Annotated in this window: 23 protein-coding genes, 2 tRNA genes and 1 pseudogene; 20 read left to right on the top strand and 6 right to left on the bottom strand. The window is 67.2% G+C overall.

Features of this window, described 5'->3' with window-relative positions; all coding sequences use genetic code 11:
* The 16 genes and pseudogenes from ACOQFL_RS22230 to ACOQFL_RS22155 form a co-directional block, all read left to right on the top strand.
* Window positions 1–120: pseudogene (locus ACOQFL_RS22230) on the top strand (IS30 family transposase); the annotation flags it as partial.
* An 849-nt stretch (window positions 121–969) separates the two neighbouring features.
* A complete protein-coding gene (dnaN, locus tag ACOQFL_RS22225) occupies window positions 970–2091 on the top strand; it encodes a DNA polymerase III subunit beta (protein ID WP_435546147.1) in 1122 nt (373 codons plus the stop codon).
* 122 nt (window positions 2092–2213) lie between these two features.
* Window positions 2214–3104 carry a phosphogluconate dehydrogenase (NAD(+)-dependent, decarboxylating) gene (gnd, locus tag ACOQFL_RS22220; RefSeq protein WP_435546146.1) on the top strand — a complete coding sequence of 297 codons (891 nt, stop codon included), beginning with the start codon at window positions 2214–2216 and terminating at the stop codon, window positions 3102–3104.
* A gap of 74 nt (window positions 3105–3178) precedes the next feature.
* Window positions 3179–4354 (top strand): DNA replication/repair protein RecF, encoded by a 1176-nt coding sequence (gene recF / locus ACOQFL_RS22215; protein ID WP_435546145.1) that lies wholly within the window; start codon window positions 3179–3181, stop codon window positions 4352–4354.
* A 139-nt stretch (window positions 4355–4493) separates the two neighbouring features.
* Window positions 4494–5081, top strand: a complete 588-nt coding sequence (locus ACOQFL_RS22210; RefSeq protein ID WP_435546144.1) for a DciA family protein — start codon at window positions 4494–4496, stop codon at window positions 5079–5081.
* 388 nt (window positions 5082–5469) lie between these two features.
* The gene (gyrB, locus tag ACOQFL_RS22205) at window positions 5470–7443 is read left to right on the top strand and encodes a DNA topoisomerase (ATP-hydrolyzing) subunit B (RefSeq protein WP_435546143.1); all 1974 of its coding nucleotides are present in this window, start codon (window positions 5470–5472) and stop codon (window positions 7441–7443) included.
* A gap of 117 nt (window positions 7444–7560) precedes the next feature.
* Window positions 7561–11316, top strand: a complete 3756-nt coding sequence (gene gyrA / locus ACOQFL_RS22200) for an intein-containing DNA gyrase subunit A (RefSeq protein WP_435546142.1) — start codon at window positions 7561–7563, stop codon at window positions 11314–11316.
* A 51-nt stretch (window positions 11317–11367) separates the two neighbouring features.
* The gene (locus ACOQFL_RS22195) at window positions 11368–12267 is read left to right on the top strand and encodes a DUF3566 domain-containing protein (RefSeq protein WP_435546141.1); all 900 of its coding nucleotides are present in this window, start codon (window positions 11368–11370) and stop codon (window positions 12265–12267) included.
* A gap of 141 nt (window positions 12268–12408) precedes the next feature.
* Window positions 12409–12482: transfer RNA gene (locus ACOQFL_RS22190), tRNA-Ile, on the top strand.
* Between the two features lie 66 nt (window positions 12483–12548).
* Complete coding sequence (locus ACOQFL_RS22185) at window positions 12549–12665, top strand: DLW-39 family protein (protein WP_435546140.1); 117 nt, start codon at window positions 12549–12551, stop codon at window positions 12663–12665.
* Between the two features lie 99 nt (window positions 12666–12764).
* Window positions 12765–12840, top strand: a tRNA-Ala gene (locus tag ACOQFL_RS22180).
* Window positions 12841–12875: 35 nt separating this feature from the next.
* Window positions 12876–13244: a helix-turn-helix domain-containing protein gene (locus ACOQFL_RS22175; RefSeq protein WP_435546139.1), complete on the top strand. Its 369-nt coding sequence runs from the start codon at window positions 12876–12878 to the stop codon at window positions 13242–13244.
* 100 nt (window positions 13245–13344) lie between these two features.
* Window positions 13345–13938, top strand: a complete 594-nt coding sequence (locus ACOQFL_RS22170) for a DinB family protein (protein WP_435546138.1) — start codon at window positions 13345–13347, stop codon at window positions 13936–13938.
* A 275-nt stretch (window positions 13939–14213) separates the two neighbouring features.
* The gene (locus ACOQFL_RS22165) at window positions 14214–14603 is read left to right on the top strand and encodes a VOC family protein (protein ID WP_435546137.1); all 390 of its coding nucleotides are present in this window, start codon (window positions 14214–14216) and stop codon (window positions 14601–14603) included.
* Window positions 14604–14784: 181 nt separating this feature from the next.
* Window positions 14785–15282: a DUF1648 domain-containing protein gene (locus ACOQFL_RS22160; protein ID WP_435546136.1), complete on the top strand. Its 498-nt coding sequence runs from the start codon at window positions 14785–14787 to the stop codon at window positions 15280–15282.
* A 214-nt stretch (window positions 15283–15496) separates the two neighbouring features.
* On the top strand, window positions 15497–16129 hold the full coding sequence (locus ACOQFL_RS22155; protein ID WP_435546153.1) for a class I SAM-dependent methyltransferase: 633 nt from the start codon (window positions 15497–15499) through the stop codon (window positions 16127–16129).
* 173 nt (window positions 16130–16302) lie between these two features.
* Here ACOQFL_RS22155 and ACOQFL_RS22150 read toward each other — a convergent pair whose 3' ends face one another.
* Both ACOQFL_RS22150 and ACOQFL_RS22145 read right to left on the bottom strand, forming a co-directional pair.
* A complete protein-coding gene (locus ACOQFL_RS22150; RefSeq protein WP_435546135.1) occupies window positions 16303–17271 on the bottom strand; it encodes an NAD-dependent epimerase/dehydratase family protein in 969 nt (322 codons plus the stop codon).
* A gap of 135 nt (window positions 17272–17406) precedes the next feature.
* A complete protein-coding gene (locus tag ACOQFL_RS22145) occupies window positions 17407–17970 on the bottom strand; it encodes a TetR/AcrR family transcriptional regulator (RefSeq protein WP_435546134.1) in 564 nt (187 codons plus the stop codon).
* Between the two features lie 232 nt (window positions 17971–18202).
* On the opposite strand from ACOQFL_RS22145, the gene ACOQFL_RS22140 reads away from it, so the two are divergent.
* Genes ACOQFL_RS22140 through ACOQFL_RS22125 form a run of 4 tightly spaced genes read left to right on the top strand, consistent with a single transcriptional unit; the run spans window position 18203 to window position 20969 of the window.
* Entirely contained in the window at window positions 18203–18862 is a 660-nt protein-coding gene (locus ACOQFL_RS22140) for an SAV_915 family protein (RefSeq protein WP_435546133.1), read from the top strand.
* 2 nt (window positions 18863–18864) lie between these two features.
* Entirely contained in the window at window positions 18865–19176 is a 312-nt protein-coding gene (locus tag ACOQFL_RS22135; RefSeq protein ID WP_435546132.1) for a hypothetical protein, read from the top strand.
* A 13-nt stretch (window positions 19177–19189) separates the two neighbouring features.
* Window positions 19190–20314 carry a WXG100 family type VII secretion target gene (locus ACOQFL_RS22130; RefSeq protein WP_435546131.1) on the top strand — a complete coding sequence of 375 codons (1125 nt, stop codon included), beginning with the start codon at window positions 19190–19192 and terminating at the stop codon, window positions 20312–20314.
* Window positions 20315–20327: 13 nt separating this feature from the next.
* Window positions 20328–20969 carry an AtpZ/AtpI family protein gene (locus tag ACOQFL_RS22125; RefSeq protein WP_435546130.1) on the top strand — a complete coding sequence of 214 codons (642 nt, stop codon included), beginning with the start codon at window positions 20328–20330 and terminating at the stop codon, window positions 20967–20969.
* Between the two features lie 247 nt (window positions 20970–21216).
* Here the strand turns inward: ACOQFL_RS22125 and ACOQFL_RS22120 are convergent, their stop codons facing one another.
* The 4 genes from ACOQFL_RS22120 to ACOQFL_RS22105 form a co-directional block, all read right to left on the bottom strand.
* Window positions 21217–21462, bottom strand: coding sequence for a hypothetical protein (locus ACOQFL_RS22120; protein ID WP_435546129.1), 246 nt, complete (start codon window positions 21460–21462; stop codon window positions 21217–21219).
* 379 nt (window positions 21463–21841) lie between these two features.
* The gene (locus ACOQFL_RS22115) at window positions 21842–22366 is read right to left on the bottom strand and encodes an SRPBCC family protein (protein WP_435546128.1); all 525 of its coding nucleotides are present in this window, start codon (window positions 22364–22366) and stop codon (window positions 21842–21844) included.
* A 118-nt stretch (window positions 22367–22484) separates the two neighbouring features.
* Complete coding sequence (locus tag ACOQFL_RS22110) at window positions 22485–22994, bottom strand: SRPBCC family protein (RefSeq protein ID WP_435546127.1); 510 nt, start codon at window positions 22992–22994, stop codon at window positions 22485–22487.
* 126 nt (window positions 22995–23120) lie between these two features.
* Complete coding sequence (locus ACOQFL_RS22105; RefSeq protein ID WP_435546126.1) at window positions 23121–23681, bottom strand: hypothetical protein; 561 nt, start codon at window positions 23679–23681, stop codon at window positions 23121–23123.
* Window positions 23682–23877 lie beyond the last annotated feature (196 nt).

Here is a 23877-nt window from a genome sequence, read left to right as displayed (position 1 = left end):
ACCCAAACCGACCTCGACCACATCGCCACCCAACTCAACACCCGCCCCCGCCACACACTGAACTGGATGACACCCTCCCAAGCACTAGCCCAAGCACTCGGTGTTGCAACCACCCCCTGAGACCGCCCGGGAAATTGACGCCGCCCGCCCCCTCTTCCGGCGAATCCGACCAACCACGCGAAACGGGCGTGTGCACAACCTTGATCACGTTGCGTGCCCGCGACGCACAAAGATCACACAAATGTGAATTTCCACATCTGAACCCCCTTGAAAGTCACTCGGAAGTGGGGTTGTGCACAGCTTTCGCCATCCCCAAGGATGAGCTGGAGCAGGGCCCAATCGCCCCACAAGCTGTACACAACAACAGGGGACCTGCCCACAACTACCCCCCAAGTTGCCCACAAGATGTCCACAGATTTATCCACAACCTGATCGAGCGATCAAGGCATATCCACAAGCACTGGGGACAACCTGCGAAAATCTTGGGGATCGACTGTGGATCAACACCTCGCAACTGTGGACAACTCGGCTTGTGGACAAATTGATCCACAGTGCCGCTTGTTCATCCCCAAGTTGCCCACAAGATTATCCACAGCGGGGTAGTGCCGCTCAGCAGCGAAAAACCGGGTTGTCCCCAATGTCCACAGCCCCTACTACGCCTGCGTTGTTTGGTTTTTCTCTTAAAGACAAGGGAAACGAAGTAAGAGCGCAAGCCAAGATCAACTTTTCGGAGACCGCGGACTCGACGAGCTGTGAAACCCCGGACCCACGTCACGGGCGCAGAGCGCACGCTCTACCGTGGGAGACCCATCGGGCTCAAGAGCCGCCGCGGTTTCGCCGCGCTGGGTGGGGGCTCGAAGCACGATTCGCCGTACCCGCTTCGGTTCGCGGTGCACAGCACACCCGCATCCCGTTCGACCAGGCTCTCCACGACCGAGACGTCGTGGAACCGGAACCGAAAGGACACTCATGAAGATCCGTCTGGAACGTGACGGTCTCGCCGATGCTGTCGCCTGGGTCGCTCGTAGCCTGCCCTCACGCCCGCCGGTACCAGTGCTGGGAGGGATGCTGCTGGACGCCGACGAGGGCAAGCTGACCATCTCCGGTTTCGACTACGAGGTCTCGGCGCAGGTCGGGGTGGACGCCGAGGTCGAGACCGGTGGCAGGACGCTGGTATCCGGCAGGCTGCTCGCCGACATCACCAAGGCGTTGCCGCAGCGCCCCGTCGAGATCACCGTCGACGGTTCCCGGGTGAGCATCACCTGCGGCAGCTCTCGCTTCAGCCTCCCCACCATGCCTGTGGAGGACTATCCACAACTGCCGCGGATGCCCGAGCTCGCGGGCTCGGTGCAGGGCGACTCCTTCAGCTCGGCGGTGGCCCAGGTCGCCGTGGCCGCGGGCAAGGACGAGACGCTGCCCATGCTCACCGGCGTGCGGATCGAGATCAACAACGATCAGCTCACCCTCGTGGCCACCGACCGGTTCCGGCTCGCGATGCGCGAGCTCACCTGGCAGCCCACCGAATCGGTCGAGGACACCGAGGTGCTGGTTCCCGCACGCACCCTGTCCGAGTCGGCCAAGACACTGGGTGGCGCGGGCACCACCGTGGAACTGTCGCTGGCCTCCTCCGACGGGTTGCTCGGTCTGTCCGGAACCACCCGCCGCAGCACGACCAGGCTGCTGGACGCCGAGTTCCCGCCCTACCGCAAGCTGCTGCCGGACGAGTACGCCACCTCCGCCGTGGTCGACGTCGGAACGCTCGCCGACGCGATCAAGCGTGTTTCGCTGGTCGCCGAGCGCGGCACCCAGGTACGACTGGAGTTCTCCGAGAACGCGCTGCGCCTGACCGCGGGCGGTGACGACGAGGGCAGCGCCGAGGAGGAACTCCCGGTGGAGTTCGAGGGCGAGCCGCTGACCATCGCCTTCAACCCGAGTTATCTGCAGGACGGGCTGTCCGCGCTCAAGGCGGACCGGGCCCGCATGCTGTTCACGACATCCAGCCGTCCCGCCGTGATCAAACCGGCCGGTGAGGACGGGGAGGTGCTTCCCGGGTATTTGTACCTGCTCATGCCGGTTCGGATGCCGGGCTGAAAACGCAGCACGTTCACGCTGCCCAACGCGGTGCGACGTCGGCTGCGACGACGTTGCCGCGCCCCGCCCCCGTGTGGGATCCGCCGAGGTGGGGCCGGCGAAGTGTGTGAAAGGGAGTTTCGGTGCAACTGGGTCTGGTCGGTCTCGGCAAGATGGGCTACAACATGCGCGAGCGACTGCGCGCGGACGGCCACGAGGTCGTGGGCTACGACCGTGACCAGCAGGTCGCCGACGCGTCCTCGATCACCGCCATGGTGGCCGAGCTCACCGCGCCGCGCACCGTGTGGGTCATGGTTCCGCACGGCGAACCGACCAGCAGCACCATTCGGGAACTCGCCGGACTGCTCGACGCGGGCGACCTCGTGATCGAGGGCGGCAACTCGCGCTACACCGACGACCGGGACAACGCGGCGTTGCTGGCCGAGTCGGGAATCTCCTACGTCGACGTCGGCGTTTCCGGCGGAGTCTGGGGGGCCGAGAACGGTTACGGCCTGATGGCGGGTGGTGAGATCGCCGACGTGCAACGTGCCATGCCGATCTTCGACACGCTGCGTCCTGCCGGCGAGCGGGCCAAGGGCTTCGCGCACGCGGGCCCGGTCGGCGCGGGCCACTACGCCAAGATGGTGCACAACGGCATCGAGTACGGCCTGATGCAGGCCTACGCCGAGGGCTTCGAGCTGCTCGCCGCGTCGGACCTGGTCACCGATGTCGCGGGCACGATCAAGGCGTGGAGCCACGGCACCGTGGTGCGTTCCTGGCTGCTGGACCTGCTGGTCCGCGCCATGGAGCAGGATCCGGAACTGGAACAGTTGCAGGGCTATGTCACCGACTCCGGCGAGGGCCGCTGGACTGTGGAGGAATCCATCAACCACGCGGTTCCCACCCCGGCGATCACCGCCGCGCTGTTCGCCAGGTTCGCTTCCCGGCAGGACGACTCGCCCGCCATGAAGGCGGTGGCCGCGCTGCGCAACCAGTTCGGCGGTCACGCGGTGCAATCCAGCGACGGGGAGTGAGCCGCAGGCGGTGGCCGCGCTGACGGTCACCGAGTTCAACGCCCGGTTCGTGCCTCCTCGCCCCTAGGACCGTCGTGTACGTACGCCACCTGCAACTCACCGACTTCCGGTCCTGGCAGCACGTGGACCTTCCGTTGGACGCCGGGCCGACGGCACTGGTCGGCGCCAACGGTCAGGGCAAGACGAACCTGGTCGAGGCGGTCGGCTACGTGGCCACCCTCGGTTCGCACCGCGTGCCCAACGACGCCCCGCTGATCAGGCACGGTGCGCAGCGCGCTGTGGTGCGTGCGGCCGTGGTCAACCAGGACAGGGAGCTGCTCGTCGAACTGGAGATCGCCCCGGGGCGGGCCAACCGGGCGCGGATCAATCGCGGCTCGGCCACGAAACCGCGCGACGTCCTCGGCATCCTGCGAACCGTGCTGTTCGCCCCCGAGGACCTGACGCTGGTGCGGGGCGATCCCGGTCAGCGGCGGGACTTCCTGGACGAACTGCTGGTGGCCCGATCGCCACGTTACGCGGGGGTGCGTGCCGACTACGAGAAGGTGCTCAAGCAGCGCAGTGCACTGCTGAAGTCGGCGGGCGCGGCGCGGAGCGCCGACCCGAGCGACCTGCGCACCCTCGAGGTCTGGGACGGCCACCTGGCCAAGTACGGTGCCGATCTGCTGGCGGGCAGGTTGGACCTGGTCGCTGACCTGATTCCGCACGTCAGGCGTTGCTATACCGAGGTCGCCGCGGACGGGCCGCCGCCCGCGGAGGGGCCCGCCTCCCGCGTGGCGGAGCCTGCCTACCGCAGCAGCGTGCCGGGACTGCCCGAGGAGTACGGCACTCCGGGGGGCACGCGGGCCGATCCCGTCACGATCGAGTCCGCGCTGCTGACGCAGCTCGGCGAGTCCAGGCAGCAGGAGCTGGAGCGCGGTGTGTCGCTGTCGGGGCCGCACCGCGACGACCTGGAGCTGATGCTGGGGCAGGCCCCGGCCAAGGGGTATGCCAGTCACGGCGAGTCCTGGTCGTTCGCGCTCGCGTTGCGACTGGCCTCGTATCACCTACTGTCCGAGGATGGTGCCGAACCCGTGCTGATCCTGGACGACGTCTTCGCGGAGCTGGACGCGCGGCGCCGCGCCCGGTTGGCCCGGTCGGTGGCCGGGGCGGAACAGGTGCTGGTGACCGCGGCCGTGGCCGAGGACGTTCCCACCGAGCTGTCGGGGGTTCGGTTCGACGTGCGCGAGGGGGAGGTGCGGCGTGCCGAATGAGTCCGGAGGACGACCCCGCTCGGCGGTCGAGCGCGACGCGTTGTTCGCGTCCCGATGGCCCGCACCAGCCGCCGCGGGTTCACCCGGCGGCACTGACTCGGAGCACGGGGCCACGGTTGGGGATCGAACTGTGGACAGTGTGGACAACTCGGAGGGTGGGTCGAGTTCCCGCGACACCACATCTGCCGATCAGCGGGCCACTGGCCCCGAACCGGTTGGGGTCGCGAGTGAACGGACCTCGGGCTCGGACCTGGCTCGGGCGGCGTTGCAGGCGGCGCGCGAGAAGTCCAAGGCACGCCCCCGTGGGCGGGTCGGACGCCCGACCGGCCGCACTCGGCGCAGCCGTGGTTGGTCGGGTCCCGACGCCGACGACCGGGATCCGCAGGAGCTGGGACGGCTGCTACGGCGAGTCGTCGACTCCAGGGGATGGTCCGAGCGGTTGACCGGTGGCCAGTTGTTCGGGCGCTGGGCGGAACTCGTGGGGGAGGAGATCGCGGCGCACAGCGAACCGGTCGAGCTCAGCGAGGGAGTGCTCACGTTGCGGGCGGAGTCCACCGCGTGGGCCACCGAGTTGCGGTTGTTGCAGCGCCAGCTCGTGCAGCGGATCGCGGACGGCCTCGGCAGTCGGGTGGTACGGCGGATCAAGGTGGCGGGGCCGGCGGCCCCCAGCTGGCGGCACGGGCCCCGCCACATCTCAGGGAGGGGCCCGCGCGACACCTACGGGTGAGCCCTTCGCGGGGTGGCGAGGTGTGCCCGGACGTTCGGGCGGAACCGGGGGGCGTCCCGCTTTCAGGTGAGGTTCGTGCGGTTCGGGCACCCGGGTTGCACCGGGCGGCACGGTACAAGTCAGAATCCCAATGTCGTGTTCGCCGCCCTTTAAAGGTGTCCTGATCCGTTTTGGTGGCTCTGTGAGCAAGTCAGGGGCGTCCTTGGCGTCTTTCTGACGGGGCCGACCAGTAGAATGGCGGTGGGTCCGGTTCGTTCGTCGGTGTCGTGACGTTCCAGTACCGGGCGGTGGTGGGGTCGTACCGGCCCCGGCCCGCGGGGCGGCTTCGCCGATCCCGCCGTGCGGGCCGCAGACTCAAGCGATTCGGCTCTAGGAGACTCCGAGGCCCGTGACAGCGAAGAAGAACGAATACAGCGCTTCATCCATCACCGTTCTCGAGGGCCTTGAGGCAGTCCGCAAGCGTCCCGGCATGTACATCGGCTCGACCGGTGAGCGCGGCCTGCACCATCTTGTGCAGGAGGTTGTGGACAACTCGGTGGACGAGGCGATGGCAGGTCATGCCAGCGAGGTCACCGTCACACTGCTCGCCGACGGCGGCGTCCGCGTAACCGACGACGGCCGCGGTATCCCGGTGGACGAGCACCCGATCGAGAAGAAGCCCACGCTGGAAGTCGTGCTGACCATGCTGCACGCGGGCGGCAAGTTCGGCGGCGACAGCTACGCGGTCTCCGGCGGGCTGCACGGCGTCGGCGTCTCGGTCGTCAACGCGCTGTCCACCGGGCTCGAGGCCGAGGTGCACCGCGACGGCCACGTGTGGCGGCAGCGCTACGAGGACTCCAAACCGGTGTCCTCCCCGGAACGGGGCGAGCATACCGGTGAGACCGGCACCAGCATCACCTTCTGGGCCGATCCGGACATCTTCGAGACCACCCGGTTCGACGCCGAGACCATCGCCAGGCGGCTGCAGGAGATGGCCTTCCTCAACAAGGGGCTCCGCATCGTGCTGCGGGACGAGCGCGCCGCCGCCGAGGACAGCTCGGGCGAGGACGCCTCCGGCGAGTCCGCCCGCGCCGCCGAACGGGTGTTCCACTACCCGGGCGGCCTGGAGGACTTCGTCGCGCACATCAACCACACCAAGGACCCCATCCACAAGAAGATCGTGAGCTTCAGCGCCGCCGGTGAGGGGCACGAGGTCGAGATCGCGATGCAGTGGAACGAGGGGTTCAACCAGTCGGTCTACACCTTCGCCAACACGATCAACACCCACGAGGGCGGTACCCACGAGGAGGGCTTCCGCGCTGCGCTGACCAGGGTCGTCAACTCCTACGCCAAGGAGAAGAAGCTCCTCAAGGACAAGGACGGCAGCCTGACCGGCGACGACGTCCGCGAGGGGCTCGCGGCGATCATCTCGGTCAAGGTCTCCGAGCCGCAGTTCGAGGGGCAGACCAAGACCAAGCTGGGCAACACCGAGGTCAAGTCCTTCGTGCAGACCACCGCCTTCGAGTGGCTCAACGACTGGTTCGAGCGCAACCCCGCCGACGCCAAGAACATCATCAACAAGGCGGTCTCATCCGCGCAGGCCAGGGTCGCCGCCCGCAAGGCAAAGGACCTGGTGCGGCGCAAGTCGGCGATGGACATCGGCGGGCTGCCGGGCAAGCTCAAGGACTGCCAGTCCAACAACCCCGACGAGTGCGAGCTCTACATCGTCGAGGGCGACTCGGCGGGTGGCTCGGCCAAGGAGGGCCGGGAGTCCCGCTACCAGGCGATCCTGCCCATCCGGGGCAAGATCATCAACGTGGAGAAGTCGCGGATCGACAAGGTCCTCAAGAACAACGAGGTCCAGTCGATCATCACCGCGCTGGGCACGGGCATCCACGACGAGTTCGACCTGTCCAAGCTGCGCTACAGCAAGATCGTGCTGATGGCCGACGCCGACGTGGACGGGCAGCACATCCGCACGCTGCTGCTCACACTGCTGTTCCGGTTCATGCGGCCGCTGATCGAGAACGGGCACGTCTACCTGGCCAGCCCGCCGCTCTACAAGATCAAGTGGCCGCGCTCGCAGCCGCAGTACGTCTACAGTGACCGCGAGCGCGACGCGGTGCTGCAGCAGGGCGCCCAGGAGGGGCGCAAGCTCCCCAAGGAGGAGGGCATCCAGCGGTACAAGGGGCTCGGCGAGATGAACGCCCCCGAACTCTGGGAAACCACCATGGATCCCGACAACCGCGTGCTGATGCAGGTCAGCCTGGACGACGCCGCCACGGCCGACGAGCTGTTCAGCGTGCTGATGGGCGAGGACGTGGAAGCGCGCCGCTCCTTCATCACCCGCAACGCCAAGGGCGTCCGACTGCTCGACGTCTGATCGGCGCCCGCGCCGACCCCCACGACCCCGCGAGATCGCCCGGCGTGGCCGTGGCCGCGCAAGTGACGGGGCCACCGGGCGAACCGCGACCGCCAACCCAGCGAAGAGAAGGACGGTATGACCGAGACCTTGCCCCCGGAGGGTGGCCGAGTCGAACCGGTCGATCTCCAGCAGGAGATGCAGAACTCCTACATCGACTACGCCATGAGCGTCATCGTGGCGCGGGCGCTGCCCGACGTGCGCGACGGGCTCAAACCGGTGCACCGCAGGGTGCTGTACGCGATGTACGACTCCGGGTTCCGCCCAGACCGTTCCTACGTGAAGTGCTCGCGCGTGGTCGGCGACGTGATGGGTAACTACCACCCGCACGGCGACTCGGCGATCTACGACACCCTGGTACGGATGGCCCAGCCGTGGTCGATGCGCAACGTGCTCATCGACGGGCAGGGCAACTTCGGCTCGCCCGGCAACGATCCGGCCGCCGCGATGCGCTACTGCGTAACCGGTGACACCCTGGTGAAACTGGCCGACGGTTCGTCGGTGCGCATCGGCGACATCGTGCCGGACGCGCGGTCGAACAGCGACAACGACATCGATCTCAAGGTTCTCGGGCGCTCCGGTGATCCGGTTCGCGCCGAGAAGCTCTTCCACTCGGGTGAGCACCCGACCCTCAGGCTGCGCACCAAGGGCGGCTATGAGCTGATCGGGACGCACAACCATCCGGTGCTGTGCCTGACGAAGGTGCTCGGCGTTCCGACCCTGCTGTGGAAGCTGCTGGAGGAGATCGGTCCCGGCGACCACGTCGTCATGCAGCGTAGCGAGCCTTCGCAGGGCGAGCCGTTGTCCGGGGTACAGGAGCGGGCGCTGCTGGCCGGAGCCTTCGTGAGCGAGGGATTCGTCTCGCCGGGTCGGGCCGGTTTCAACAACCTGGATGAGGACTTCTTCCGCTACGTGGTCGAGTTGTACGACGCGGTGGTCGGTGGTCCGAGATACGTCTCCTCCCGGCGGATCGCTTCCGGCAACACACTTCACGAGCTCGACATCCAGGACATGTCGAAGTTCCGGAAGAGCGTCCTCGCTGAGCTCATCGGGGATCGGAGCGCGGACAAGACGGTCCCGGAGTTCGTGTGGCGCGAGGGCAGTGAAACCAAGCGGGCCTTCCTTGTCGGGCTGTTCACCGGTGACGGTTCGTGCTCCGCGCTGCCGCGAAATTCGGTGCAGATCTCCTACTCCACCTACAGCCGTCGGCTGGCGGGGGAGGTTCAGCAACTGCTGCTCGAGTTCGGGGTCGTATCCAAGATCTCCGAGTACGCCTCGGGTGAGTTCAAGGTCGTCGTCACCAATCGCCGCGACGCTCGACTGTTCGCCTCCCGTGTCGGGTTCCACGACGCCAAGCAACGAAAGCTGGTCGGGATTCTCGATGATATCCCCGCACGAAGCACGGCCATGAGTCACGACCACGTTCCGTTCGTCGCCGACTACATCAGGGAACACGGCGCCGAACGCTGGACGGAGCGCGACTGGCTGCGGCGGCACAATGTCGACCGCATCGAGCGCTGGGAAGCGGACCGGGCCGAGATTACGAGCCGGATCACCAACCCCGAGGTTCTCGAGGTCGTCGAACCCCTGGTGGACGGCAGGTTCTACTACGCCGAGGTCGAATCTGTCACCGATGCCGGGGCCCAGCCGGTCTACAGCCTCCGCGTGGACAGTGACGACCATTCCTTCGTCACCAACGGGTTCGTCAGTCACAACACCGAATCCCGGCTGGCGCCGCTGGCGATGAGCATGCTGGCCGAGATCGACGAGGACACCGTCGAGTTCTCGGACAACTACGACGGCCGCACGCAGGAACCGGACGTCCTGCCCTCGCGCATTCCCAACCTGCTGGTCAACGGCGGTGGCGGTATCGCGGTGGGGATGGCGACCAACATCCCGCCGCACAACCTGCGCGAGGTCGCCGACGGCGTGGTCTGGGCGCTGGACAACCCCGAGGCCGAGGACGACGAGCTGCTCGAGGCCATGATCGAGCGCATCAAGGGGCCGGACTTCCCGACCCACGCGATGATCATGGGCACCAACGCGATCGCCGACGCCTACCGCACGGGCCGCGGCTCGCTCCGGATGCGTGCGGTGGTCGACGTGGAGGAGGACGCCAAGGGGCGCACCTCGCTGGTGGTCACCGAGCTCCCGTACCAGGTCAACCCGGACAACCTGATCGAGAACATCGCCACGATGCATCGTGAGGGCAAGATCTCGGGGATCACCGACATCGCCGACGAGTCCAACAGTCGGCGCGGGATGCGCATCGTGATCACGCTCAAGCGGGACGCGATCCCCAAGGTCGTGCTCAACAACCTCTACAAGCACACCCAGCTGCAGACCACCTTCGGTGTCAACATGCTGGCGCTGGTCGACGGCGTGCCCCGCACGCTGCGGCTGGACCAGGTGATCCGCTACTACGTGCGGCACCAGATCGACGTGATCGTGCGGCGTACCAAGCACCGCCTGCAGCGCGCCGAACGGCGTGCCCACATCCTGCGCGGGCTGACGCTGGCGTTGGACCAGCTGGACGCGGTCATCGACCTGATCCGCAACTCGTCGACCGTGGACGACGCCCGTTCCGGGCTGATCGAGCTGCTCGGCATCGACGAGGAACAGGCCACCGCGATCCTGGACATGCAGCTGCGCAAGCTGGCCGCGCTGGAACGGCAGAAGCTGCTGGACGAGCTGTCCGAGATCGAGGCGCAGATCGCCGATCTCAACGACATCCTGGCCAAGCCGGAGCGGCAGCGCCTGATCGTGCGCGACGAGCTGATGGAGATCGTGCACAAGCACGGCGAGGAGCGGCGCACCCGGATCGTCCCGTACGAGGGTGAGGTTTCCATGGAGGACCTCATCGCGGACGAGGACGTGGTGGTGACCATCACCCGGACCGGTTACGCCAAGCGGACCCGGACCGATCTCTACCGGGCCCAGAAGCGGGGCGGCAAGGGTGTGCAGGGCGCCGCGTTGAAGCAGGACGACATCGTCTCGCACTTCTTCGTGTGCTCCACGCACGACTGGATCCTGTTCTTCACCAACAAGGGGCGGGTCTACCGTGCCAAGGCGTACGAGCTGCCCGAGGCCAACCGCACCGCCCGCGGGCAGCACGTGGCGAACCTGCTCGCGTTCCAGCCGGACGAGCACATCGCCCAGGTGATGCAGATCAAGGACTACACCGTCGCTCCGTACCTGGTGTTGGCCACCAAGAACGGGCTGGTCAAGAAGTCCAAACTCACCGATTTCGACTCCAACCGCTCCGGTGGGCTGATCGGCGTCAACCTCAAGGACGGTGACGAGCTGGTGGGTGCGGTGCTCTGCTCGCCGGAGGACGACCTGCTGCTGGTCTCGGCCGAGGGGCAGTCCATCCGTTTCAACGCCAGCGACGAGGTGCTGCGTCCGATGGGGCGTGCCACCTCCGGTGTGCTGGGGATGCGGTTCAACTCCGGGGACGAGCTGTTGGCCATGGGCGTCTGCCACGAGGACCGTTACGTGCTGGTCGCGACCCAGGGCGGGTACGCCAAACGCACGCCCATCGACGAGTACCCGGTGCAGGGACGCGGCGGTAAGGGCGTGTTGACCATTCAGCACGACCGGAAACGTGGCAGGCTAGTGGCAGCGCTCATCGCCGAACTGGAGGATGAGCTCTACGCGATCACCTCCACGGGCGGGGTCATTCGCACCACCGCCAAGGAGGTGCGCAAGGCCGGTAGGCAGACGAAGGGGGTGCGCCTGATGGATCTGGGTGAGGGGAACTCGCTGGTGGCCATCGCGCGCAACGCGGATGAAGCCGCCGATCCGGACGCAGCCGGCCCGGAGCAACGGAAGTAGGCGCGGGGTACCCCGCGTGGTAGGCAGCCGACGATCAGTGAAGGATCGCTCGTGACATCTTCGGACAAGCCGCAGGAATCGGAGTCTCGTTCAACCGGCGAGCAGGAAACGACCTCGACCACTACGACGGCGGAGGCGACCACCTCGGTTTCCGAGGGGATGTCCACGGACGCTGCCGACGGCGGTGGGGATTCGTCTGGTTCGGCCGGTGGCGCGAAGGGCTCCCGGAGTGAGGTCGACGGTTCCGGGGCCACTCCCCCCTGGCAGCGAGTGGGTGGCTCGATGAGTACTTCCACCGCCTCGGCGGACACCTCCTCGGGCACCACGGAGGTTTCGGACGACTCGGACGGGCAGCGTGATTCGGACTCGGGGACGGGCTACGAGGAGGAGGAAACGCACCGGATTCCGCATCCGGCGGGTTCGGCCTCCCAAGCCGCGGGTTCCCAGTCCGCTGGTTCCCAGACAGCCGGGGAGTCCGCCGGTGACGGGTCCACCGCGGAGTCGGCTCGTGCGGGGATCTCGCTGGGCATGGGAGGCGGGGCTCGCGGTGGGGCGGCCACCCAGGGTGCGCCGCGTCGGCCGAGTCGTGGTCCCCGACGGGCGAGCCTGCAGATCAGGCGGGTTGATCCGTGGTCGGTGCTCAAGCTGGCGCTCATGCTCAGCGTCACGCTGTTCTTCGTGTGGTTGATCGCCGTGGCGGTGTTGTACGGGGTGCTCGGCGGTATGGGGGTCTGGGAGCAGCTCAACGGGACGTTCAGTGAGCTGACCCAGCCCGAGAACTCGTTGAGCGAGCCGTTGATCAGTCCGGTGCGGGTGTTCGCGGTGGCCTCGATGATCGGCGCGATCAACATCGTGCTGTTCACCGCACTGGCCACTGTTGCCGGGTTCATCTACAACGTGGCGGCGGATTTCGTCGGTGGGGTCGAGGTGACCCTTTCCGAGCGGGAGTGATGTCCCGCGTGACTCCCGGTTCCCCGGTTGACCTGGGGTTCCGGGAGTCCGTTCCGGGTTCGCCCGTCCCCCGGGACGGTGAGGGGGAACCCCCCTTTGGAAGACGATCGTGCGGGTGTGTAGTATCTATAACCGCACGCAGGGCCTATAGCTCAGTCGGTTAGAGCGCTTTGCTGATAACGAAGAGGTCGGAGGTTCAAGTCCTCCTAGGCCCACGTGACACGTGCCGCCGCTGCGATTATCGCGGCGGCGGCATACGTTCGTAGTAGGAGGCGTCCGAAGTGAAGAAGCTGCTCGTTCTCGCTGCTGTTGCCGGTGCCGTCCTGTTCGTCGTGCGTCGCAAGAGTGCGGCCAAGGCGGAGGCCGACCTGTGGCGTGAAGCTACCGCGGAGGTCTGAGCGAATCGCGGTTCGGCCGCGCTTCGGGGTGTGCCACTACGACACCACCGATCGGGCAACGTTGTCCGCGGGCCGTGCGGCAGTGCTTCGGCGCTGCGAGGGGACGTAGCTCAATCGGCAGAGCACCGCTTTTGCAAGGCGGGGGTTAGGGGTTCGATTCCCCTCGTCTCCACCATTGGAGGACCAGGTCGCAAGGCCTGGTCCTTTTTCATGATCTATCCTGGGGCACAGCTGGGGTGCATGCCACCGATCAGCGGCGTGCCGAGCTGGGGATGTCGCAGTCCGGGCTTGCCTGATGCGGCGGGTATCGGTGTGCGCCAGCTCAGGCGATACGAGGCAGGCGAACAGCAACCCATCCTGTCGGCTGCTGTGGCGCTGGCGAACCCGCTCGGCATCTCGGTAGCTGAACTGGCCGGCAATACCGCCGACCGGCTCGCTCCGGCCGGAGACTGGTGGGCTTCCTGGCAGCCGTCGATGTCCCGATGCCGAGGTGCGGGCAGGCATAACCCAAGGTCACCGGACACGGACGTGCCCAGCCTGCTTCTCAATCGAGGAGGGATCACGATTCCGGCCGCGTGAGGATTCCCCGGATGTACGGGGGAGCGGTCAGCGGATTTCCCAGGGCAAAGTAGTCGTTGTCGGTGTAGTCGTGTCGGTCGACAGGGCTACGGTGTGCTGCGTGGTCAGTAAGACATCCTCCGCAGGCATGGCAAGCGATCTGCTCCGGTATCTGCAAGAGGCCCGGGAGACTGTGTTGCGCGGGCTCGACGGACTCGACGACTACGACGCCAGGCGCCCGCTCACACCCAGCGGGTCGAACATTCTCGGGCTGGTCAAGCATCTGGCGGGTATCGAGAGCGGCTACCTCGGTGATTGCGTAGGGCGGCCCTCACCTATCTGCCTGCCCTGGGTAGCGGATGGCTCGATCTGGGACGACGCGGACATGTGGGCGACCCCCGAACAGTCCCGCGAGTACCTCACTGGGCTCTACCGCCAGGCGTGGGAACACTCCGACACGTCGATTACGCAGCTGGGCCTGGAGACGCCCGCGCACGTCGCCTGGTGGGCCCCTGGCCAGCGTGACACGACGGTCGGTCACCTGCTGGTACGCGTAGTTGCCGAAACCGCCCAGCACGCCGGCCACGTAGACATCCTGCGCGAGAGTATCGACGGTCAGGGGGGTCGCAATCACGAGGAGTACGGCGGCCAGGGTTACTGGGCAGGCTACGTCGCCCGGATCCAAGCCGCGGCCGATACCTACCGCAGCAGCTGACCAGCCGACACAGGTGGGAACATCTGCCGATTGTAAAGAATCAACGGGGGTTAGGGGTTCGATTCCCCTCGTCTCCACCATTGGAGAACCAGGTCGCAAGGCCTGGTCCTTTTTTCGTTCCCGGCTCTGGCCACGATCCGGCCGGGTGGGGAGCCGAAAACCCTTCGCGCCTGCTCGACTCCCCCAGTACGATCTCGAGTTGTTCCCTACGCGGGAGACCGCGAGATCCGTCCGCGGTCGCCCGTCGGTTTCCGTACTGAGAGTGGGTTTCGGCAATGGCGTGTCGTATCGGTGAGCTCGTGCTCGATTGCCGCGACCCCGAGGCGCTGGCGCGGTTCTGGTGCGAGGTCCTGGACTTCGTGGAGCTCGGTCGTGAATACGCCGGGGAGGACTACGCCATCGAGATCGGGCCGCGCGAAGGTTTCGGCGGTCCGCGGCCGACGATCATCCTCCGAAGCGGCGGCGAACCGGATCGGGGGAAGTCTCGGCTGCACATCGATCTGAACCCCACTGATCGCGATCAGGACGCCGAACTCGAACGCCTCCGCGAGCTCGGGGCACGCCCGGCCGACATCGGTCAGACCGGCGAGGAGCAGTGGAACGTCCTCGCCGACCCCGAGGGCAACGCGTTCTGCCTGCTCAAGGCCCGCATCGATCCGCTCTGACGGCTCCGCGTCCTGCCGTGGCCGGTCCTTCGTGGGTGGGGTCCTTCGTGGGTGGGTTTCGTCGATCACGACAAAATTTCACAATTGTCCGAGCGCTGCCGGACAGGGTGATTGCCGGGGCGTCGGACGTCCAGCGGGGTGATGCGCGATTCCCACGGAAACCGGGCCACGATTCCCGTGGTTGTGGTTGCTGCCCAGCCTCGTGCTCCTGGTCGGCATGAGTGCTTGGGGAGCGAGGGTGTATCCCGACCTGCCCGGGACGGTGCCCCAGCACATCGGCCCGAGCGGGGTCGATGCGTGGGCACGCAAATCCGTCGGCTCCGCCTTCGTGCCCGTCTTCCTCTACATCGGAACCACGGTGCTGATCGCGGGCTCCGCCTTCGCCGTCGCGCGGACCGGACCCGAGGACGAGCTGCCGTCCGACGCCCGCACCGGCGCGGTCAAGCGCCCCGCCAGCCGGGCCTCGGCGGCGCGGCAGGCCAGGGCGGTACTGGTGCTCAACGCCGCCCTGGGTGCCGGGCTGCTGCCGCTGTGCGCCGTCCAGTGGCGCATCACACGGACGGCCGAGGTCGGCTGGTGGCCGTTCCCCGTGTTCCTCGCACTGCTGGTCGCGGGGTTCGTGCCGGTGTTCGTCGCGGCTCGGTGGGACCGGCTGGAGAAGCGTCGAACCACTCGCTGAGGTTCCGCCGTGTGTCCGTCCGGTGGAGACGCCCGAGTGAACGGAAATTGGGTCGTCGGGGGAGACGCACCCGGCATCGGGCACGCGCCGAGGCAGCACCTCTTCGGTGACCACCTCGCGCCCTCGGCGTCCCGTCGATCCCGGAAACGGCAGGCCGTTGCCGTCCCGTAGTAACTTGAGAGGCGTACTCGGCGTGCGAAGCGGGGTGGGCGCGATGCGGACGGCGGCGGGAAAGCTGGAGCGGTCCCGGCGGCACTGGGACCGGCACTCCCGGACCTACGACCGGCAGATGGACCGCATCGAGCGCCGCTTCTTCGGCGACACCAGACAGTGGCTGTGCGGGCGAGCCGAGGGCGAGGTGCTGGAGGTGGCCATCGGCACCGGGCTGAACCTGGAGCGGTATCCGGCCGGGGTTCGGTTGACCGGGGTGGACATCAGCAGGGGGATGCTCGACCGGGCGCGCCGCCGCGCCGAGAACTCGGGGCGCGCGGTGGAGCTGAGCGTCGGCGACGCGCAGCGGTTGGCCTTTCCCGATTCCTCGTTCGACACGGTCGTGTGCACCTTCTCGTTGTGCGCGGTTCCCGATGTCCGTGCCGTGGTGTCCGAAATGGATCGGGTGCTCAGGCCCGGCGGGCTGCTGCTGTTGGCCGACCACGTGGTGAGCACCTCGTGGCCGGTGCGGGTGGCGCAACGCCTGCTGGAGCTGGTCACGATTCCGCAGGCCGGGGAGCACTTCCGGCGACGTCCTGTGGAGCAGGTCCGCGCGGCCGGATTCGAGTTGGAGCTGCACGAGAGGTTCAAGCTCGGCATCGTGGAGCGCCTGGTCGCCCGCAAACCCACGGGTTGATGCGCACCGGTCTCCCCGGCGTGGGGCTGCTCGAAAGGAACTCGATGCCCGGAATACGCCGGTAAGCCTTGCCAGGCTGCGGGACAACCTTTTCCGGGAATCGTGACCTTCTCCAGGAATCGTGACGGGATCTTCGGAGTCCGGATGCGGACTTGCCCGGCGGTGCCCCGCCGTCACGGAGTCCGGGTTTCTTGCTGAGCGGTCAGGAACTCGCGATACCACTCGACGGTGGCGCGCAGGCCGTCGAGTAGCGGGGTGGGTTGGCTGCCGAAGCGCCGCTCGAACGGTGCCGAGACCATGTTCTGCGGGACGAGGTGCTGGTAGAAGATCTCGGCGTACTCGCTCATGAATCGCTCGTCGAACGGGCCGGTGGCCATCGCTCGGTCGAGCACCCGCGTGGTGATGCGGCCACCGATGATCCGTTCGACGAGCGCGTGGATGTGCGCGGTGCTGACCGCGGGCACCGTGGGCAGGTGCCAGACCCTGCCGAGCGCGGTTTCGTCGGTGGTGGTGCCGAGGTCGACCAGCCCGGCGGCGATGTCGGGCAGGTAGGAGTAGCTGTGCGGCAGCGTGATGTCGCCGAATCCGAGTGCGGGCTCGCCGGTCAGGGCGGCCGGGAAGAACGCCCCGCCGAGGGTGGAGTTCACCACCCCCGGTCCGTAGAAGTCGGCGGCTCGCCCCAGTGCCACCCGCACTTCGCCCGCGTGGTGCGCGTCCAGGTAGGCACGGTCCAACGCGGCGCGCATCCGGCCCTTGCGGCTCGTCGCCGCCCAGGGGCTCCGCTCCGTGATCGCCGCGCCGTCGGCCTCGCCGTACGGGTAGAGCGTGTCGAGCACCACCAGCCTCGCGTCGTTGTGGTGTGCGGCGTCGAGTACCGCTCGGCCGATTTCCGGCATCATCTCGACCTGGAGGTGGTACGGCACGTTGACGGCGTGGTAGATCGTCGCGGCTCCCTCGGTCGCCGCCGTTGCCCGTTCGGGTGCGGAGACGTCGGCCGTCACCGTCTCGATCCCGGCGGGGGCGTTGTCGATCGGTGTGCGGTTGACGTGTCGTATCCGGAGACCACGCGCGAGCAGTTCGGCCACGAGGGTGCTGCCCGCGGGGCCCGCGCCGAGTACGACGTGGAGGTCACCGGTGGTCATGAGCTTCGCTCCTTCATGATTTGTGAGTGACTGTTCATTCACTTTCGTGGGTGACAACGGTCGCTGCCGTGGTGATCGCAGTCGTGTCGAGTGCCGTCGAGAGATCGGGCCTGCGGGTGAGCCCGCGGGCCGTGCTCAGGAGGCCGGGCTGTGCCGAAATCCCTTCGTGAGCGCGCTCGCCCAGTCGGCGTCGGTGTCGAACGCCTCGATCGCGGTCAGCAGGTGGCACAGCTGGCCGCGTGCCAGGAAGTCCTGTGCCTGGTCCGCCTCGGCTCGCGCCCTGGAGATCACCAGGGAGGTGATCCGTCCGACCCCGTCGCGCACCGCCGAGGCCACCTCGGGGAGCTGGGTCGAGGCCAGTGCCTGCACCTGCAGCAGCAGCAGGTCGCGGTCGGCGATCAACTCGGCGTACCGCGCTCCCATTCGGTCCAGGATCTCGGTGGTCTCCGCCGTCCCGGCCTCCTCGGCGGCCTCCGCGAGCTCGGCGAGGATGCGGTCGTAGCAGTCGCCGATCGCCGCGACGAACAGGTCGATCTTGCGTGGGAACAACTTCATGACGTAGGCCGAGGAGATGCCCGCGTGTTCGGCCACTCGAGTGACCGGGCTGGTCTCGTATCCGGAGTTGGCGAACACGGTCACCGCGCTGCGGATGACCGCGCGCCTGCGCTCCTCGGCCGTAGCCCTCGAACCCGTTCGCATGGTGAGTGACTGTACATTCACTACCGAGCCGCGACAAGCGGGGCGTAGCCCGCGCCCCGCGCGGGACGACCGGCAGCATCCGGGTCACCCGTCACGGACGGGGCAGTGACGTGCAGGGGTTCGTGTTGCGGGAAACACCCCGGTTCTCACTGGTCTCGAAGTGTCGAATCCGAACCGTGCGGGCCGGTGACTCGTTACGGTGTGCCTTACGGCACTCGTACTGAAACGGGGAATGACGATGGTCGAACTGACCGAGAAGCCGCGCGTCTACGACCTCGACGAGACCGACCGGCTTCCTTCTCGGCTATACCTCGCTTGTCGTCCTGACGAGGAGAGTGGCGGTCTGATGCTGGAGATGCGGGAGTTCTCCGGCGGACTGGTGGTACTCGCTTATTCCACATTAGACGGTTTTCTGGCCGGATGTGGGCCGGATCAACCGTGGATACTGCTGCCACTCGACAAGCTCCACGAGTCCGCTCTGATCGGCTCCGGTTCCGATTCCGCCCTGAAATCGCCCGATTTCCGGTTCGGAGTTTTGTTGGACGCCTCGATTCCGGCCGAGCTGCGGGGAACCGCGGGCGAATGGGCGGAAGAAGAAGCGGAGTGGAACGACCCCGAATCGTACGACTGGACAACGGTGTATCTGGCCTCGCGTCCGTTCACCCGGCGAGAGGAACGCGTTGAGCTGGAACTGCAACCCATGCCCGGCGAATCGCTGGCTGTGATGGCTTACACGTCGATGGAAGCGCTGCGTCGGGGCTGCGGACCACATCAGGCAGCCGCGCCCGTTCCTTCGGGTCTGCTCGGCGAGGTCAGGCGTGCGTGTGGTGCGCACACGATCTGCTTGGACACGCCCTTGCCGGAAAACCTTCGGCACGGTGGAGAGGAGTGACCATGTCGGAGAACGGGATTCGCGCCGATCGCGATCGATTGCGCGGTATGGCGTCCGCGCTGCGAAGCAGCACCGACAAGCTGGATGCCGCCGCGAACAACGCCGCCGATATGCCCCAGGTGTCCACGTCAGCGGAGAAAGTGAGTCACACGCTGGGCGAGCTCTCGAAGACCGCTGGTGCTGTGATCGCCGCGATCGATGAGATCGCCCGTGACATCGACGCCAGTGACGGAAGCTACGGCGAGTTGGACAACCGGAACGCTGAGCGGTTACGGAAAGAGTACTACGACGAGTACGGCGGTAGGGCCGACTGATCCGGGGTGAAACATGGCTGGGGAACTGGATACCGAGGTGCTGGACGAATCCGCCACGTGTCGTGACACCGCCGACTGGTTGGGGAAACTCGGCACTGGCACGGGAGAGGTCATCGATGTCGTGAGCGAGCAGCGCGGTGCCTCCGAGAGTTTCTGGACCGGCACCGCCGCCGATGCGGCACGCGGTGAACTGGGGCGGCGGTCCAAGCAGGCACAGGACCTGGAGGAGGCGCTCGGCAAGGTCGAGTCGGCGCTGCGGGCCTTCGCCGACGATATGGAGACCGTTGATTCGCGCATGGCCGCCGCACGTGGCGTTGCGAGGCAGGCGGGACTCGTCATCAATGGGACGAAGATCCTGCCGCCGAAACCGAGTCCCGCCGGAGAGCCCGGGCAGCCGAGCGCTCCGGGGGAAGCCGCCGATAAGCGGCAGCGGGCTTTCGAGGAAGCGGGCGACATCGTGGTCGATGCGCGGGAGAAGCAGGAGAAAGCGCATCGCGAACTCGAATCCGCGATGAAGGATCCCAACGAGACCTTCAACACTGTGAAGACCCACGTGACCCGCTCGCTGACCGGTGGCCTGACCGCGATCAAGACCTCCACCGAGAGTGCCGCCGCGCTCTTCGAACAGGCGGACGCCTTCGATGACAAGGCGAGGGAGATGCGCAACCTGGCCAAAGCGGCGGACCACAGCAGCGATGCCGCCAAAGCGAGGGTGGCGGCCATGCAGTACGGCGCCAAATCCAAGGTCGCCGATGTACGTGGAGCGAAAACGGGTGGTTTGGCCAAGAAGTTTGGCGGGGCGAGTGATTTAGTCGCCGCGGATGCCAGTAAGTACGTGAAGAGTGGTTCCAGGATCGCGAAGGGAACTGGTTCCGTTCTCCGAGGAGTGCCGTACGTGGGGACTGCCTTGACTTTGGGATCGGAAGGGATAGATGTCGCGACCGGAACCGACACCGCAGGAGAGGCAGCCATGGATGCCGGTGCCAGTCTTGGAGGCGCAGCGGTCGGCGGAGCCGCCGGTGCGGCGATCGGATCGGCGATCTTTCCAGGCGTCGGAACGGTGGTCGGAGGAGCGGTCGGGAGTATGGCCGGAGACTTTCTCGCGACCAGTGCCGAGAACTGGTTGACCGGGGAATAGTGGAGCACCAGGTATGGCAGAGGAGAGTTCGATCCGGGAACAGCTGCCGCCGCGTCCGGATCCGTGGACGGGGGAACCGAGGCCGCCGCGCGCGCCCGGTTTCTTCCAGCAGGACAACCCGTTGAAGGACAGCGATCCGGAGCGTGATCGGAATCGGCGTCGGAAACCGGAACCACCGGAGGGACACGGACCGGTGCTGGAGTGGTATCGGCACAGCCAGCGGTACGCGATCCGCATGGGGGTGGCCGCCAGCGTGTTGATCGGAGTCCTTATCGGAGTTGATCAAGGTTTCGACTACAGCTGGCTCGATATGTGGTGGACCTGGGTTTTCCTGGTCGTGGCCGGTTTCGGGATGTACGGCATCTTTCGACTGGTGGATCCGGCAGCCGGTGCGGAATGGTTGAAGGTGGGTCGCACCTGGGTGTTGTTGTACGAGCTCACCGAGATCAAGGTTCGTCACCGTGGAATGTCCATGCACCTGGATCTGAAGGACAGCGGTGGTCGGAGTGTTCAGACCAAGGTGGATGAAATCCAGAAGGACCGTGACATGTGGGATCTGGTCTACAATGGACTGTTGCACTCGGTGGTGGTCAACGGGGCGAGTACGAACAACGCGGTGCACTCGCGGTTGAAGGTTCCCCGCCGGTCCGAGTGATTTCGGGGCTCCGAGCGGCGAGGCCGGGCCGGGATCGAGTGCCCGGACTCACCGGGAAAGCGCGCGTTCTTCCGACACGACCCCGGTTCGTCGCCGGTTTCCGAAACGTCCTTCCGGGGCGGACGGCCCCGACCGCTCGCGGCCAATCGGGGTGTCGGTGCTCCCGGGCCGCGTCCAGCCCGGGATCGACGCGGCCGACGCTCCCGACACGCCCGTCCGTCCGGACGCGTACCGAACGGGCTCGATTTCACTGGGCGTGCCGCCCGGCGGTCTGCAGCACCGCCCCGTCCGGCCGATCGGTTCCGCTCGGCTCGGTGCCGACGGCCTCGGCTTCCTCGCTGTCGCGGTGCCTGCCGCTGAGCGCCGAGTCGACAAGCAGGTCCGCGAACTCGGGCGGCTCGGAAACGGCGATCTCGGAGCCGATCGGGTCGGACAGTTCGCGGGCCAGTTCGGCGAAGATCGGGTTCATCGTCTCGTTCTTGAGGTCGGACATCGTTTCCTCTCCTGTTCTCCGGATCGTTCCGCTCGGCTGTCGTGTTGTCGTCGGGGTGGGGAAGGGGCCCGAACTTCCCCGGTTCGGGCCCCCGGCGCACCCGTCCGGCCCCTCCCCGTGTGCGCCGATGACCGGGTGGTGCTCACGGACGCGTGCCCTCGGCGCCGGGGTTCCCCGTGGCCGCCCGTTGTCCGTGAGACGTATGGCGCGCCCGCTCGTGACGTGGCTAGACCTGTCCGATTTCGTTCCGCTATCCGGTCGTTATGAGCGTTTCGGGAAACCTTGGCGCGGCCGGTTCCTCGGGCAGCCCTTCGGTTCGTCGGGAAGCCCGATTTCCGCTCCGTACTGGGTGTCGTGCGGGGCGCCGTGCCGCGGCGCTTCACTCGCCCGCGGCGAGGCCGCGGGCCTGCTCGATGGTTCGTTTCACGGCGCGGACGGTGTGGCGCATCCCGCCCTCCAGTCGCGACCTGCGGCGGGCCAGGAACAGGGCCGCCTGTTGTTCGGAGAGTTCGGCGAGCTGCACCCGCAGCCCGTGGCGGAGTTCGCTCATCACGTACCGCTGGGTCAGCAGACAACCGCCGTCGGTGGGGGTGATCTCGAACGACCAGATCGAGGTTTCGGCCGCGTTCACGCTGCCGTGAACGCCCCACGAGAACAGGCGGGGCCGGTCGGCCTCCAGTACCTCGCACTCGGTGGTCCAGTCGCGGTGGTCGCCCCTGTTGTGGCCGTGGAAGCGGGCGCCGGGTTGTCCGGGTGGGTCGAGCCATTCCCCGCCGGTGTTCTCGGGGCTCCACTCGCCCATGCGGGTGATGTCGCTGACGGTGTCGTAGACGGTGCGGGGGTCCGCGTGGACGTGTACGGCGGCGTGCAGCTCGAAGCGCGTATCGATCTCGGGCTCGGCCATACGCGTACTCTGCCAAGCCACCCCGACAAATCGCCCGGAATTCCGTGAATCCCCCGGACTCCGACGAGCCCCCACCGTCGGAGTCCGACGAGTCTCCGCCGCGACTCACGGCGGCCGGTCACGCGTTCTCCACGGTTTCCTTCACGGCCCGCACGGTCTGCCACAGCGCCTCCCGAAGTTGCTCCCGGCGTTGCCGCATCAGCTCGGTGCTCTCGTCCTCCGGCAGCTGTTCCAGGGCCTGCCGGAAGCCGGTGGGCAGTGTGCTCAGCCGGTAGCGCTGCACGAGTTCGGCGCCGCCCTCCTCAGCAGGGGTGATCTCGAAGGACCAGACCGACGCGTCCGTGTCCGGCGCTCCGGTGAGAACCGCCCAGGAGAAGCGGCTCCCCGGCTCGGCCTCCAGTACCTGGCACTCGGTGGTCCAGGTGAGTTCTTCCATGCGGTTGTGGCCGTGGAAGCGGGCGCCGGGTTGTCCGGGTGGGTCGGTGAGCCATTCCCCGCCGGTGTTCTCGGGGCTCCACTCGCCCATGCGGGTGATGTCGCTGACGGTGTCGTAGACGGTGCGGGGGTCCGCGTGGACGTGTACGGCGGCGTGCAGCTCGAAACTGGTGTCCGTGTCGGGCTCGGTCATGGGCACACAGCCTGCCAAGACGACAGGAACGGGAGGACGGCGGGAGCGCGCTCGCCGCGGGCCGGTGGGAGGAAGGTGGGGCCCGGTGGACCACCGGACCCCACCGTGCGAGCGCTCAGCGCTCGGTCAGTGATTCTGCGACCCCTGGTGCGGCTGCTTGTCCGAAACCTGCCCGTTCTCGGTCGACGCGGGGCTCTGGCCCTGCGGCTCGTTCGGGGGGAACTGGCCGTCGTCGATCGGCAGCTCCTCGGGGCGGCGCGAGAGGGCGGCGGCCGCCGCTGCCGCGGCTCCGGCGAGGAGCAGCACCACCCACGGCCACTTGCGCCGCTTGGGCTTGCCCGGATCGATCCGCCCGGCGAGCTCCTTGCGCGCGACCTCGGCGCTCTTGGCGAGCTGCTTGCGCTGCTTGGCGGTCCGCTTGTCCCACGCCTTGCGGGCCTTCTTGCCGCGCTTGGCGAGTTCCTTGCGGGACATTCCGGTAGCCCGCTGCGTGATCCGTTCCTGCAGATCGTCCGTGGAGATACCGTGTGCGGCCAGCTCCTGTTCGGCCAGTGCCGCGGCCTGCTTGGACACCTTCGATCCCACAGTGCGGGCCTTGACCGCACCGTGCCGGGCGCCCTTCACTCCGGTGCCGACGGCTCTGCCCACGTTCTCGCCGGCGCGGGACATCGCTTTGACCTCGTCCATGCTGTTGCCTCCTATTCCTGGGCCCTGCCGGACTCCTCGCCCGGGTGACACCGCTGATCGTCCGGCTTTCGCGGGGCTATCGCCGTGATCAGCGGGCTGTGGACCCGGTGTTCGCTTCGTGCTCACCGGGTACCGCGCACTCCTTGACGATCAAACTCCATACTGCACCCTGTGGCGGTTGGTACGCTCGTCGATG

The sequence above is a fragment of the Actinopolyspora sabaoui genome (assembly GCF_051225635.1).
In the GTDB taxonomy this organism is placed as follows: Bacteria; Actinomycetota; Actinomycetes; order Mycobacteriales; family Pseudonocardiaceae; genus Actinopolyspora.
The sequence above is the reverse complement of the archived record's forward strand: the minus strand, read 5'-3'. Positions and strand labels throughout refer to the sequence as shown.